The organism is Bradyrhizobium sp. USDA 4341 (assembly GCF_054063755.1).
Genome location: NZ_JBSSGO010000002.1, coordinates 2598519 through 2612133, shown reverse-complemented (window position 1 = coordinate 2612133; position 13615 = coordinate 2598519). Strand labels below are relative to the sequence as shown.

The following is a 13615-nucleotide window of genomic DNA, read 5'->3' as shown; positions in this document are numbered from 1 at the left end:
ACGGCTCCTTCAGGCGACACAGCGCAACAGCAACGCGGGATCGCGCGCAGGATCCAGACGCAGGCGGATGCCTCCCCATTCGAGCGCATGACGCGCGCCGGTGACAAGGTCTTCCACGGCCGTGACGGGGCGGCGGGCATCGCCAAGGCCGACCGTGACGTCGCCGAGCGGAAGCCAGACGTCGCGGGGCTCGGACGATAACGCAATCGCGGCCGCGATCACATTGCCCTGATCGGCCGCCTCCTTGACGAAGCCGATCACGCCGCCGTCATCGACATTGATAAAGCGCAGATCGGCGAATTGTTGCAGGGCCGGATTGCCGCGCCTGATTTGGTTGAGGGCCGCGATATAGGGCTTGATGTTCCCGGCCTGGTCCCAGTCGCGAACCCTGATCTCGTATTTCTCGGAGTTGAGATATTCCTCGCGGCCGGGGACCGGCGTGTGCTCGAGCAATTCGAAGCCGCTGGTGATGCCGTAGCTGCTTGAAAGCGTCGCGGCCAGCGCGAGACGCGACTTGAACATCCAGGATTCGCCGCTTTGCAGGTGGAAGGGCAGGATGTCAGGTGTGTTGACGAAGAAATTCGGCCGAAAGAAGTCGCGATCGGGGTAGGATATCAACTCGCCGAGATACTGTTCGAGCTCGGAACGCTGCGTGCGCCAGGTGAAGTAAGTGTAGGACTGCGTGAAGCCGAGCTTGGCGAGACCCTTCATCAGTTTCGGGCGTGCGAAGGCTTCGGAGAGGAACAGCACGTCCGGATCGCGGTCCTGCACCTCGCGGATCAGCCATTCCCAGAATGCCAGCGGCTTGGTGTGCGGATTGTCGACCCGGAAGATCGTGACGCCCTGTTCGACCCAGAACAGCACCACATCGCGCAACGCGCGCCACAGTGCTGCGGCATCCTCGGATCCGAAATCCGGATTGATGACATCGTCCCAGCGCTGCGGCGGATGTTCGGCCGTGCGCATCGATCCGTCCGGACGCCGCTTGAACCATTCCGGATGCTCGGTCAGCCAGGGGTGATCGGGCGAGCATTGCACGGCGAAATCGAGCGCGACCTCAAGGCCGTGGGCGTGGCATGCCGCCACGAAGGCGCGGAAGCCGTCGAGCGTGCCGAGCTCCGGATGCACCGCGTCGTGGCCGCCCTCGGCCGCGCCGATCGCATAGGGGCTGCCGGGATCGCCGGCCTGCGCGACGGCGGCGTTGTTGCGGCCCTTGCGATGGGTCCGCCCGATCGGGTGGATCGGCGCCAGCAACACGACGTCGAAGCCCATCGCGGTGATATCGGGCAGCCGCGCGATACAGTCGTTGAAGGTCGCGTGCAGGCCCGATGTCTTGCCCTGGCTGCGCGGAAACATCTGGTACCACGCGCCGCTGCGCGCCCGCGGCCGGTCCGCGGTCAGGGGATAAAGCTGCGATCGCACCAGGTCGCGGCGAAACTGGCTGCCGGCCATCGCCTCCCGCAACTCGGGTGCGAGCAGCGCGCCCGGCTCGCCGGTCTGCAAAAAGATTTCACACTGCCTGATGATGATTGCAGCCGCGGCCGGGCCACCGGCCTGCGCCCGGGTCAGCATGCCCGCGCCTTCGACCGCATCCAGCGTGTGGTCGCCACCGTCGCGCTGCTTCTGCTCGAAGCGATGCCGCCAGCTGGCGAATTCGTCGGTCCAGGCCTCGATCGCGAAGCTGTAGCGGCCGGGCCGGTCGGGCACGAAGGCGCCGCCCCAGCGGTCGTCGCTGTGCAGCGTCATCGGCGCGTGTTGCCATTCGCCGTCGCCCTCATGCCGCCACACCAATGCCGCTGCGATCACTTCATGTCCGTCACGGTAGATGTCGGCCCACACCTCGACAGGTTCGCCCGCGATGCGCTTGACCGCAAAGCGGCCGCCATCAACCGACGGATAGACATCGGTAATATGAAAAGTGCTGTGGGCACTCTCGACAGGCCGGGCGGTTTTGTTCACGGTGATGCCGCCATTGAATAGGCAAATGAAGTCCCGGCGCCGGGAAGGAGGCACGCCAGACCCATATAGAAAGCCGCTCGCCGGGCAATGGTTCCCGGGGGGAACGCCGGATAGGGTAGAGCGTTGAACATCAACTATCCCTTTCCCGTATCTGTACAATTTAGCAACGATCCCAATACCGTTGCGAGCAAGCAGCGTGCCGAATGGACCTTTACGCCAAAGCCCAGACCCTGGGAATCCAGACCGAGTATATCGATGGTAGCGGTCACCGCCGTGTGACAACCCCCGAGGCGCTGACGGCGATCCTCGCGGCACTGCCGCCCCAGACGCCGCGGCGGATAATCGCCGATCCCGTGGTCGTCAGAGGCGGCCATGGCGGACAGACGCAGCTCGCCGAGGCGGCCCGGCTTCCGGTGCAATGGAAGGTCACCAACGGCACTGCGGTGCTCGCGCAAGGCGAGGCGCATGAGCGGAGTGTGACGTGGCCGTCGGGCCTGCCCGAGGGCGTGCACCGGTTGCAGCTCAAGGACGCATCGGGCAGCGAGGAGCTGCCGCTTCTGGTGGCGCCGGACGGCGCATTCGGCGGCGCGTTCGACCGCTGCTGGGTGATCGCGGTCCAGCTCTATGGCGTGCGGTCGGCGCGCAACTGGGGCATCGGCGACTTCACCGATCTGCAGGGCCTGCTCGAATTCGCCCATCGGCTCGGCGCCGACGGCATCGGGCTCAATCCGCTGCATGCGCTGTTCGACGATCGGCCTGGTGATTGCAGCCCATACTCGCCGAACAGCCGGCTGTTCCTCAACGCGCTTTATATCGACGTCGCGAAGATTCCCGAATTCCACATCGACGCGGAGACGCAAAGCGCGCTGGCGCAGCTCCGCAGCCGTGACATGGTCGACTATGTCGGTGCCGCGGCGCTGAAATGGCCCGCGCTGCGCGCGGCTTTCGCGGCCTTCAAGGCCAATCCCGGCCTCGGCCGCTGGCAGGATTTCGAGGCCTATCGCAAGGAGCGGGGCGTGCTGCTGTCGCGCTTCGCCTGCTTCGAGGTGATGCGGCACAAATTCAACACGCCGTGGTGGGAATGGCCGGACGAGTGGCGGCAGCCCAACGATACGGCGTGCGCGAAATTGCGCCGGGCGCGCGACACCGCCACGGAGGTTGAATTCGTCGAATTCGTGCAATGGACCGCGGACCGGCAGCTCGGCGCCTGCCAGGCGCTCGCGCACAAGCTCGGCATGCGGGTCGGGCTCTATCTCGACGTCGCCGTCGGCGTGCAGTCGGATGGCTTCGACGCCTGGAATGAGCAGGTCGCGATCTCGCGTCATCTCGGCGTTGGCGCGCCGCCCGATCCTCTCAACACCGCGGGCCAGGATTGGGGGCTTGCCGGCTTCAATGCCGCGGGCCTCGAGCAGCGCTCGTTCGAGCCGTTCAGGCAAATGTTGCGCGCCTCGATGCACCATGCCGGCGCGATCAGGCTCGACCACGCCTTCGGGCTGAAGCGGCTTTATCTCGTGCCGCGCGGGTTCGGCCCGGCCAATGGCGCCTATGTGCTGATGCCGTTCGAGGCGTTGCTGGCGGCGACCGCGCAGGAGAGCGTTGCGAGCCGCTGCGTCGTGATCGGCGAGGACCTCGGCACCGTGCCCCCGGGGTTCCGCGAGCAGATGAACGGCTGGGGCATCTGGTCCTATCTCGTGATGATGTTCGAGACCGACGACCAGGGCGTGTTCCGCAACGCGGACTACTATCTGCCGAACGCGCTGGTGACGTTCAACACCCACGACCTCTCGACCTACGCCGGCTGGCGCTCGTTCAGCGACCTCAAGACCAAGCGCGCGCTCGGGATCGATCCCGGCGAGACCGACCAGGGGCGCTGGGATGCGCTCGGCCATCTCGACGACGTGCTGCGCCGGCACGACATCCACCACAATGATTTCTATTCGGTGGTGAACTTCATGGCACGGACGCGGTCGCGGATGATGGCGGTTTCGATGGAGGATTTGCTCGGCATCGTCGAGCAGCCGAACATCCCGGGCACCGTCTACGAGCATCCGAACTGGAAACGCCGGCTGCCGGTCTCGATCGAGCATCTCGCGTCGGCGATCGACGTCGACGCACTCAAGCGTGCAACCCGCGAGCGGTCGCACGCCTGACAACGCGGAGCACGGCGCGTGGCCTCTCGGATCGAAGACTATGGATTGATCGGCGATTGCGAGACCGCAGCGCTGGTCGGCCGTGACGGCTCGATCGACTGGCTGTGCTGGCCGGCGTTCGATTCCGACGCCTGCTTTGCGGCGCTGCTCGGCACGTCGCGGAATGGCCGCTGGCTGCTGGCGCCGGCCGGGGCGATCAGGCAGACCTCCCGCCGCTATTGGGACGACACGCTGATCCTCGAGACGCGGTTCGAGACCGAGGACGGCGTGGTCGCGCTGATCGACTTCATGCCGCCGCGCGGCAATGCCTCCGACGTGGTCCGCCTGGTTCGCGGCATCAGCGGCCGCGTCAAGATGCACATGGAGCTGGTGATCCGCTTCGGCTTCGGGGTCGATGTCCCCTGGGTGAAGAAGAACCCCGACGGCGAGGGGCTGCTGGCGATCAGCGGGCAGGACATGACCGTGCTGCGCACGCCGGTCAAGACGTCGGGCAAGGACCTGACCACGATCGCCGAGTTCGAGGTCGGCGAGGGCGACACCGTGCCGTTCGTCCTGACATATGGTGCGTCGTATCAACCGGTGCCGGAGCCGATCGATCCCGAGGCGGCGCTGAAGGATACCGAGGCATATTGGAAGGAATGGTGCAGCCGTTCGACCTTTGACGGCAGCTATCAGCGCGGCCTTGTGATGCGCTCGCTGATCACGCTGAAGGCACTGACCTTTAGGCCGACCGGCGGCATCGTCGCGGCGCCGACCACGTCGTTGCCGGAAAAGCTCGGCGGCGCGCGCAACTGGGACTACCGGTTCTGCTGGCTGCGCGACGCCACCTTCACGCTGCTGGCGCTGATGAATTCGGGCTATACCGAGGAGGCGGCGGCCTGGCACAACTGGCTGCTGCGGGCCGCGGCCGGTGCTCCTGCCGACATGCAGATCATGTACGGCATCCTGGGGCAGCGGCGCCTCTTGGAATGGGAAGCCGGCTGGCTGCCCGGCTATGAGGGGGCGCAACCGGTCCGCGTCGGCAATGCCGCACATGCGCAGCTGCAACTCGACGTCTATGGCGAACTGATCGACGCCTTCCACCAGTCCCGCATGGCCAAGCTGAAGCTCGATGATGAGGGCTGGTCGCTCGAATGCACCGTCGTCGCTCATCTCGCCGACGTCTGGGACCAGCCGGATCACGGCATCTGGGAGCGCCGTGGCACGCCTAGACACTACGTGTTCTCCAAGGTGATGTGCTGGGTTGCCTTCGACCGCGCCATCAAGAGCGCGGAGCGGTTCGGCTTCAAGGGGCCGCTGGTCAAATGGCGGGTCTTGCGCGAGGCCATTCATCGCGACGTCTGCCTGCGGGGCTTCGATCCTGGTCTCGACAGTTTCGTCGAGAGCTATGGCTCAAAGCTGCTCGACGCCAGCCTTCTCTTGCTGCCGTCGGTCGGCTTCCTGCCGCCGTCTGATCCGCGCATCCGCGGCACGATCGCGGCGGTCGAGCGGCACATGATGCGCGACGGGTTCGTGCTGCGGCACGATCCGCGCGAGGTGTCCGACGAAATCCAGCCGATCGAGGGCGCGTTCCTGGCCTGCAGCCTGTGGCTTGCCGACGCCCATGTGCTGGCAGGAAATCTCGACAAGGCGCAAACCATGTTCGACCGCGTTGTCGCCGTCGCCAACGATCTCGGGCTGCTGGCGGAGGAGTTCGACTCCGGCGTCGGCCGGCAGACCGGCAACTTTCCGCAGGCGCTGACCCATATCGCGCTGATCAACACGGCGCACAATCTCAGCGCCGCCAGGGCCGATGCCGAGAAGCCCGCGGTGCAGCGGTCGACCTGATCGTAGCATTTGTTTTGCGTACGATCTTCTTAGAAGGCCCGCCTTAACGACCCATCGTCAGCACCGTGTCCATCGCGCGCGCGAAACCGTCGTGCTCGTTGGTTTCGGTGACATGCGTGGCGCGCGCCTTCACGTCATCGCTGGCATTGCCCATCGCGAACGAGACGCCGCTTCTCGCGAACATCGGCAGATCGTTCTGCATGTCGCCGATCGTGGCGACATTCTCCAGTGCCACGCCGAGGCGCCTCGCGATGCCCTCGACGAAGGTGCCCTTGTCGTGGCCGGGCGGGGTGACGTCGAGATAGTAGGTCTGCGAGCGGACCGCGGTCGCGTCACCGCCGACCATCTGCTGCATCTCCGCCTCGCAGCGCTGCAGCAGAGGCGCATCCGAGCTCGCGCCGACGATCTTGCAGGCCTGGTCGAGATAGGGCGTGAAATCGCTGACGATGGTCGGATCATGCTTGATCGCGCGCTTTTCGTGCGCGTTGTACTCGCCGTCAGGATTTCGGGTCAGCCAGCGGTCGTTGGTGAACAGCCAGATGTCGACGCCGCGCTCGCGGAGCAGGTCGACGCTGCGTTTGGCGACGGCAGGGGGGATCAAATGCTGTTCGATCGGCTTCAGTTGCGGATCGACGATCGAGGAGCCGTTGAAGGCGCCGATCGGCAGCGTGATCGCGAGCGGCCCGACCAGGAAGCCCATCCCGATCGTCGGCCGGCTGGAGACGATGGTGAAGCCGATGCCGGCCTCGTGCAGTCTGCGCACCGCGGTCAGGGCGCCGTCGGTCAGGGTCTTGTCCTTGGTGAGCAGCGTGCCGTCGACATCGGATACGACAAGGGCGATGCGGGTCATGGGCGGTCCAGCTTCAGTTGATTGACGATGTCTTCGACGATGGTATCGACCGAACGGTCGATCGCAACCGTGATCGGGCGTTCATCCGACGTCGGCGGCTCCAGCGTCTTGAACTGGCTGGCGAGCAGCCCCGGCGGCATGAAATGGTCCTTGCGCGCGGCCAGCCGTGTGGCGATCAGCTCCTGCGTGCCGTCGAGGAAGACGATGCGGATGTCGTCGCGGCCGTGCACCAGGATGTCGCGATAGGCGCGCTTCAGCGCGGAGCAGGCGATGACGGCGCGTTCGCGGACGCCGCAGGTGCGGTCGATCTCGTTGGCGATGGCACGCAGCCAGGGCCAGCGATCCTCGTCGGTGAGCGGCTGGCCGGAATGCATTTTCGCGACATTGCTCGGCGGATGAAAACTGTCGCCGTCCTCGAAGCGCCAGCCGATCCTGATCGCAAGGCGGTCGGCGATGGTGCTCTTGCCCGAGCCCGAGACGCCCATCACGACCAGCGCGCAGGGGTTTTGCCCGTCACCCAAGAAAGTCACCCAAGAACATCATCCAAGAAAATCCTCCGGCAGCGCGGCCTGATCGATCAGCCAGACGGTTTCGCCCAGCGATCGCGCGCGGTTTGCCGGCAGGTTCTCGCCTGCGAACAGGCGCGTCAAGATCGCGCGCTTGTTTTCGCCCGCCACCTCGAACAGCATCTCGCGGCAGGAGGCGAGGGCAGGCAGGGTCAAGGAGACTCGCGGCACGAATGGCTCGACATTGGCCTTGGGCACCCCGACCACCCAGCGCTGGGTTTCCTCGACCGCGGGATAGCCGGGAAACAGCGAGGCGGTGTGGCCGTCGGGCCCGATGCCCATCAGCACCACGTCGAACAGCGGCCGCTTCGGATCGAGCTGTTCGGCGCCGTAGAAGGCCATCAGCTCGTTCTCGTACAGCGCCGCGCTGACGTCTGGATCCCTGAGATCGGCGGTGTCGGTTGCGATCGGATGGACATTCGCGGCCGGAGCGCAGCGGTCGAGGAAGGCCTGGCGCGCCATGCTCATATTGTGCAGCTTGTCCTTGCGCGGCACCAGGCGCTCGTCGCCGATGAACCAGTCGATGCGATCCCACGGAATCCGCCGGCGATAGTCCGGTGTCGCCAGCAGCTGGTAGAGCGCCTTGGGGCTGGAGCCGCCGGTGAGGCACACCGCGACCCGGCCGCTGTTCTGGTCGATCCTGGCGATCACCCGTTCGGCGGCCGTCTGCGCCAGTGCGGCCGGATCGGCGACCGTGATGATCTTGCGCTCGCCGCTCGTGGTCATGGTCAGCTGAGCTTCCGCCAGCTGCGGCCATCGCGCGTCAGCAGCGCGTTGGCAGCCTCCGGGCCTTCGCTGCCGGCCTTGTAGGGCTGCAGGCCACGCCCTCCGGCAGTCTTCCAGGCGTCGAGGAAGGGCTGCACCGCCTGCCATCCGGCCTCGACGCTGTCGGCGCGCTGGAACAACAGATTGTCGCCGATCATGCAGTCGTAGATCAGCGTCTCGTAGCCGGTCGACGGCTCGGCCTTGAAATAGTCCTTGTAGCGGAACTTCATCTCGACGCCGTCGATGTTGATGGCCGGGCCGGGCACCTTGGTGTTGAATTGCAGCTCGATGCCTTCGGTCGGCTCGGTGGAGATGACCAGGTAATTCTGCGACAGGCGGTCAACCGCGGTATCGCGGAACATCGCGAACGGCGCCTGCTTGAACTTGATCGCGATCTCGGTGCGCTTGGTGGTCAGTGCCTTGCCGGTGCGCAGGTAGAACGGCACGCCGGCCCAGCGCCAATTGTCGATCGTCAGCTTCAGCGCGGCATAGGTCTCGGTGACGCTGTCGGGCCTGACATCGGGCGTCTTCAGATAGTCCTCGATCTCGGCGTCGCCGATCCTGCCGACGCGATACTGGCCGCGCACCGAATTGGACAGCGCCTCCTGCGCGCTCTGGATCTGGATCGCGCTCAGCACCTCGGCCTTTTCCGAACGCACCGCATGGGCGTCGAAGCGCGCCGGCGGCTCCATCGTCACCAGCGATAGCAGCTGGAACAGATGGTTCGGCACCATGTCGCGCAGCGCGCCGGTGGCGTCGTAGAAGCTGCCGCGATGGCCGACGCCGAGCTTCTCGTCCACGGTGATCTGGATGTGGTCGATATGGTTGCGATTCCAGATCGGCTCGAACATGCCGTTGGCAAAGCGCAGCACCAGGATGTTCTGGACGGTTTCCTTGCCGAGGTAATGGTCGATCCGGTAGATTTGGTGCTCGTCCATCAGCTTCAGCAGCGCGGCGTTCAGCGCCCTGGCCGACGCCAGATCGGTGCCGAACGGCTTTTCGATGATCAGCCGCCGCCAGGCGCCGTTCTCCTCCAGCATGCCGGTGCGTCCGAGCTGCTCGCTGATCGGCAGGAAGGCGTTCGGCGGGGTCGCGAGATAGAACAGCCGGTTGCCGCCGGTGCCGCGTGCCGTCTCGAGCTTGTCGAGCCGTTCGTTCATGGCGTCGAACGAAGCGGGATCTCTGGGATCGGCCTCGATCGAGGTGACGCATTCGAACAGCCGCTTCGCGATCGCCTCGTCGACGGGGCGGGTAGCGAACTTGCGAAGCCCCTGCATCAGGCTGTCGGTCAGCTGCTCGCTCGACATGCCCTTGCGGACAATGCCGACGACGCAGAATTTCTCCGGCAGCAAATTCCCGGCGGCGAGATTGTAGAGCGCCGGAACGACCAGCCGGTGTGTCAGATCACCGGTGGCGCCGAAGATGATGAAGGAGCAAGGATCGGGTTTCTTCTGCACGTGACCTTCCGTGGTTCGTTTTAAGCCTTCTTCGGCGGCTCCTTGTGGCCGCCAAACCCTGCGCGCATCGCCGAGAGGATCTTCTCGGCGAAGGTGTGATCCTTGCGCGAGCGGAAGCGGGTGTAGAGCGCCGCCGTCAGCACCTCGGCCGGCACCGCCTCGTCGACCGCGGCATTGACGGTCCAGCGGCCTTCGCCGGAATCCTCGACGAAGCCGGAGTAATTGTCGAGCGTGTGGTTCTGCGCCAGCGCCGAGGCCGTGAGGTCGAGCAGCCAGGACGGGATCACGCTGCCGCGCCGCCAGACTTCGGCGATGTCGGCGATATCGAGATCGAAGCGATGGTCCGGCGGCAGCGCCTCGATATTGGCGTTCTTCAGGATGTCGAAGCCTTCGGCATAGGCCTGCATCAGGCCGTATTCGATGCCGTTATGGATCATCTTGACGAAATGCCCGGCACCGATCGGACCAGCGTGGATGTAGCCCTGCTCGATGCGCGGATCGCGGCCATCGCGGCCGGAGGTGCGCGGGATGTCGCCGATGCCGGGCGCCAGCGTCTTGAAGATCGGGTCGAGCCGGTCGACGACGGGTTTGTCGCCGCCGATCATCATACAGTAACCGCGCTCGATGCCCCAGATGCCGCCGCTGGTGCCGACATCGACGTAATGCAGCCCGCGCTCCCGCAGCGCCTTGCCGCGGCGGACGTCGTCCTGCCAGAAGGTGTTGCCGCCGTCGATGATGACGTCGCCGGGCTGCATCAGCTTCGACAGCGCCTCGATGGTGGCTTCGGTGATCTTGCCGGCCGGCAGCATCACCCAGGCGGTGCGCGGTGCTTCCAGCTTGAGGACGAAATCCTCCAGCGACGAGGAACCGGTGGCATTGTCGGCGACCAGCGCCGCGACCGCCTTCGGATCTTTGTCGTAGACCACGGTGGTGTGGCCGTTGCTCATCAGGCGGCGGACGATGTTGCCGCCCATCCGCCCGAGGCCGATCATGCCGAGTTGCATTGCTCGCCTCCGTCAGTTCAGTGCGGCCGAGATCGCGGTATCGAGTGCCGCAAGCCCGGAGGTGAGATCGCCCTTGAGGTGCACGCGCAGCGCCCGCCGGCCGCGCTCGGTGAGCACGTCGAAATCGCCGCGCGCCTGCGCCGCCTTGATCACGCCGAAGCTCGCCTTCTGGCCGGGCACCGGAAGGTCCTTGCTGTCGTCGGTCGTGACCTGCAGGAACACGCCGCTGTCGGGCCCGCCCTTGTAGGCCTGTCCGGTCGAATGCAGGAAGCGCGGGCCGAATTCGGCGCAGGTCGCAAGGTGTTTCGCATCGCGCACCTTCAGCCGCATCGCCTGCATGGCGTCGATGGTGTCGCCATCGCGCTCGATATAGGCGAGCAGGGCGACATAGTCGCCGCGGCCGGAGCGCGAGAGGTGGGCCTTGATCCAGGAATTGAGGTCGCCATTGGCGCCGGCCTTGCGCAGCTCCCCGGCGTTCTGCGCGTCGGTGTAGAGCTCGACGCCATCCGCCGACACCACTGGCTGCTCGGCCGGCAGCGACCCGGTCTTCTCGAACGCAGCCGTCAGCTCGCGCGTCTTGATCTTGGCGGCCTCGACGTCGGGCTGGTTGAAGGGGTTGATGCCGAGGATCGCGCCCGCCACCGCGGTTGCGATCTCGAAGCGGAAGAACTCCTGGCCGATATGGTCGATCGATTTCATCACGATCCGGACCACGGGATGGCCGGCGGCCTCGAGCGCGGCGAGCTTGGCCTCATGCGCGGCGTCGTGCTCACCCTCGGTGTGCAGGTCGATGAAGAACCGGTCGTTGCCGTAGACCGCGGCGTCGCCGATGGTCTCGCCCTCGATCGGGATCAGGCCCTTGCCGTCCTTGCCGGTCGATTCCGCGATCAGTTGCTCGGCCCAGGCGCCGAAATCGGCGACCTCGGGGGAGGCGAAGATCGTCACCTTGTCGCGGCCTTCGAGCCCGGCGATGCCCATCGCCAGCCCGAGCTGGACACCCGGGTTTTCCTGCGGCGGCACGTCGGCGCCGCAGGAGCGCACCATGGCGAGCGTATGGCCGAGCAGGCTGCGGACGTCGATGCCCGCGGCGGCCGCCGGCACCAGGCCGAACGGCGACAGCACGGAATAGCGGCCGCCGATCGCGGGGTCGCCGTAGAAGATGCGGGCAAAGCCCTGCTTGATCGCGACCTTCTGCAGCGACGAGCCGGGATCGGTCACCGCGATGAAGCGATGGCCGGCCTTGTCCTTGCCGATCGCCTTGGCCACCCGGTCGAAGAAATAATCCTTCATCACGTTCGGCTCGGTGGTGCCGCCGGATTTGGAGGAGACGATGAACAGCGTCTTCGCGATGTCGACATACTCCTCCATCGCGCGCACCTGCGCCGGATCGGTGGAATCGAGCACGTGCAGCCGCGGGAAGCCGGACTTGTGCGGGAAGGTCTGGGCCAGCACCTCCGGCCCGAGGCTCGATCCGCCCATGCCGAGCACGACGGCGTCGGTGAAGTTCTGGCCCTTCACGCGCTTGGCGAAATCCTCGTAGTCGGCGACGTCGGCGGTTGCCGCGCTGGTCAGCCAGCCCAGCCATTTGTCCTCGTCATCGCCGGTCCAGACCGACTTGTCCTTGTGCCAGAGCCTGCGGATCTTGGCCGATGCGCGCCATTCCTCGGTGCTTTTCTCGACCGCCTTCTGGATACCTGCGCCGAGCGCAAGCTTCTGATGGTCGATGCCGCCGCCGAGCGAGGTCGCGCGCTTGTGGGCGACCGCGCCGTACAGCTTGTCGGCCGCGTCGGCGAACAGCTTGACGCCGCCCTTGACCAGCTCCTCGGTGATCGCATCGAGCGAGATGCCGGACTTCTCCAGCTCCTCCAGCACGTGGCGGGCGTCTTCGACATTCTCCTCGAGGCTGTCGCGGACCTTGCCGTGGTCGCGGAACGCATCGAGCGTTGCCGGCGGCACGGTGTTGACGGTGTCGGGGCCAATCAGCTCCTCGACATAGAGCACGTCGCTATAGTCCTTGTTCTTGGTGCCGGTCGACGCCCACAACAGCCGCTGCGGCTTGGCGCCCTTGGCCGTGAGCTTGTCCCAGCGCGGGCCGGAGAACAGGCGCTTGTAGTCCTGGTAGGCGAGCTTTGCATTGGCGATCGCGACCTTGCCCTTCAAGGCCGCGAGCCGCTCCTTCTCGGACGGGTCGTTGGCGCGGGCGATCTTCTCGTCGAGCTGCTTGTCGACGGCAGAGTCGATGCGGCTGACGAAGAAGCTGGCGACGCTTGCCACATGGGAGGGATCGCCGCCCTTGGCGACGTACTTCTCCAGGCCCTTGAGATAGGCCTCCGCGACCTGGCGATAGACCTTCTGCGAGAACAGCAGCGTGATGTTGATGCTGATGCCTTCGCCGATCAGATACTCGACCGCCGGCAGGCCCTCCGGCGTCGCCGGCACCTTGACCATCAGGTTCTTGCGGTGGACATCCTTCCAGAGCCGCTCGGCCTCCGCGATCGTGCCCTTGGCGTCCATCGCGAGATAGGGCGACACTTCGAGGCTGACGAAGCCGTCGCCGCCATGGCTCTGGTCGTAGACCGGGCGCAGCACGTCGGCGGCGTGCTGGATGTCCTCGACCGCGAGGTGTTCGAACAGGTCGGCGACCGAGCGGTCGCCCTTCTTGAGGGCCTTGCCGATCGCCCCGTCATACTCGTCCGAACTGCCGATCGCCTTCTCGAAGATCGACGGGTTGGACGTCACGCCTTTGACGCCGTCAGTCTCGATCAGCCGCTTCAGGTCGCCCTTGGCGACGAAGCCGCGGGCAAGGAAGTCCAGCCAGACGGCCTGGCGGTGATTTTCGAGTGCTTTGACGGGGTTCATGGGTGCCTGTTCTCGTTCGATCGAGGGTCGATTTTTGGGTTCCCGGGCAGCTTTCGGGGGTGGAGGCGGATTGTCAACATGGCTGGGGGCCCGGGCGGACTATCAGCATTCCCAAGGGATAACGCCATTCACAACAGTTCGATCCCCTCGGACGCCGGTGCGAGCAGACCCTGATCTC

Annotated in this window: 9 protein-coding genes; 2 read left to right on the top strand and 7 right to left on the bottom strand. The window is 65.8% G+C overall.

The genetic code is table 11. The features are described from left to right. Positions 1-9 precede the first annotated feature (9 nt). Positions 10-1959, bottom strand: a complete 1950-nt coding sequence (locus ACVIGB_RS18405) for an alpha-1,4-glucan--maltose-1-phosphate maltosyltransferase (protein WP_456721568.1) — start codon at positions 1957-1959, stop codon at positions 10-12. 203 nt (positions 1960-2162) lie between these two features. Between ACVIGB_RS18405 and malQ the strand changes: the two genes are divergently transcribed. Then, a complete protein-coding gene (gene malQ, locus ACVIGB_RS18400) occupies positions 2163-4109 on the top strand; it encodes a 4-alpha-glucanotransferase (RefSeq protein ID WP_456721569.1) in 1947 nt (648 codons plus the stop codon). A gap of 18 nt (positions 4110-4127) precedes the next feature. Further along, complete coding sequence (locus ACVIGB_RS18395; RefSeq protein ID WP_456721570.1) at positions 4128-5936, top strand: glycoside hydrolase family 15 protein; 1809 nt, start codon at positions 4128-4130, stop codon at positions 5934-5936. 43 nt (positions 5937-5979) lie between these two features. Here the strand turns inward: ACVIGB_RS18395 and ACVIGB_RS18390 are convergent, their stop codons facing one another. Genes ACVIGB_RS18390 through ACVIGB_RS18365 form a run of 6 tightly spaced genes read right to left on the bottom strand, consistent with a single transcriptional unit; the run spans position 5980 to position 13437 of the window. Further along, complete coding sequence (locus tag ACVIGB_RS18390; RefSeq protein WP_456721571.1) at positions 5980-6786, bottom strand: Cof-type HAD-IIB family hydrolase; 807 nt, start codon at positions 6784-6786, stop codon at positions 5980-5982. Continuing rightward, positions 6783-7271, bottom strand: coding sequence for a gluconokinase (locus ACVIGB_RS18385; RefSeq protein WP_456725143.1), 489 nt, complete (start codon positions 7269-7271; stop codon positions 6783-6785). Before ACVIGB_RS18385 ends, ACVIGB_RS18390 begins: the two co-directional genes overlap by 4 nt. Before the next feature lie 54 nt (positions 7272-7325). After that, positions 7326-8078 carry a 6-phosphogluconolactonase gene (gene pgl, locus ACVIGB_RS18380; protein WP_456721572.1) on the bottom strand — a complete coding sequence of 251 codons (753 nt, stop codon included), beginning with the start codon at positions 8076-8078 and terminating at the stop codon, positions 7326-7328. A 2-nt stretch (positions 8079-8080) separates the two neighbouring features. Next, the gene (gene zwf, locus ACVIGB_RS18375; RefSeq protein ID WP_456721573.1) at positions 8081-9574 is read right to left on the bottom strand and encodes a glucose-6-phosphate dehydrogenase; all 1494 of its coding nucleotides are present in this window, start codon (positions 9572-9574) and stop codon (positions 8081-8083) included. Between the two features lie 20 nt (positions 9575-9594). Beyond that, positions 9595-10578: a phosphogluconate dehydrogenase (NAD(+)-dependent, decarboxylating) gene (gnd, locus tag ACVIGB_RS18370; protein WP_456721574.1), complete on the bottom strand. Its 984-nt coding sequence runs from the start codon at positions 10576-10578 to the stop codon at positions 9595-9597. A gap of 12 nt (positions 10579-10590) precedes the next feature. Beyond that, positions 10591-13437 carry a bifunctional transaldolase/phosoglucose isomerase gene (locus ACVIGB_RS18365; protein WP_456721575.1) on the bottom strand — a complete coding sequence of 949 codons (2847 nt, stop codon included), beginning with the start codon at positions 13435-13437 and terminating at the stop codon, positions 10591-10593. Between the last annotated feature and the right edge of the window lie 178 nt (positions 13438-13615).

Bases quoted from the DNA above. Each gene is read 5' to 3' on its own strand.
- malQ (WP_456721569.1), top strand. From the start codon at position 2,163: ATGGACCTTTACGCCAAAGCCCAGACCCTGGGAATCCAGACCGAGTAT.
- ACVIGB_RS18390 (WP_456721571.1), bottom strand. From the start codon at position 6,786: ATGACCCGCATCGCCCTTGTCGTATCCGATGTCGACGGCACGCTGCTC.
- ACVIGB_RS18385 (WP_456725143.1), bottom strand. From the start codon at position 7,271: ATGGGCGTCTCGGGCTCGGGCAAGAGCACCATCGCCGACCGCCTTGCG.
- pgl (WP_456721572.1), bottom strand. From the start codon at position 8,078: ATGACCACGAGCGGCGAGCGCAAGATCATCACGGTCGCCGATCCGGCC.
- gnd (WP_456721574.1), bottom strand. From the start codon at position 10,578: ATGCAACTCGGCATGATCGGCCTCGGGCGGATGGGCGGCAACATCGTC.
- ACVIGB_RS18365 (WP_456721575.1), bottom strand. From the start codon at position 13,437: ATGAACCCCGTCAAAGCACTCGAAAATCACCGCCAGGCCGTCTGGCTG.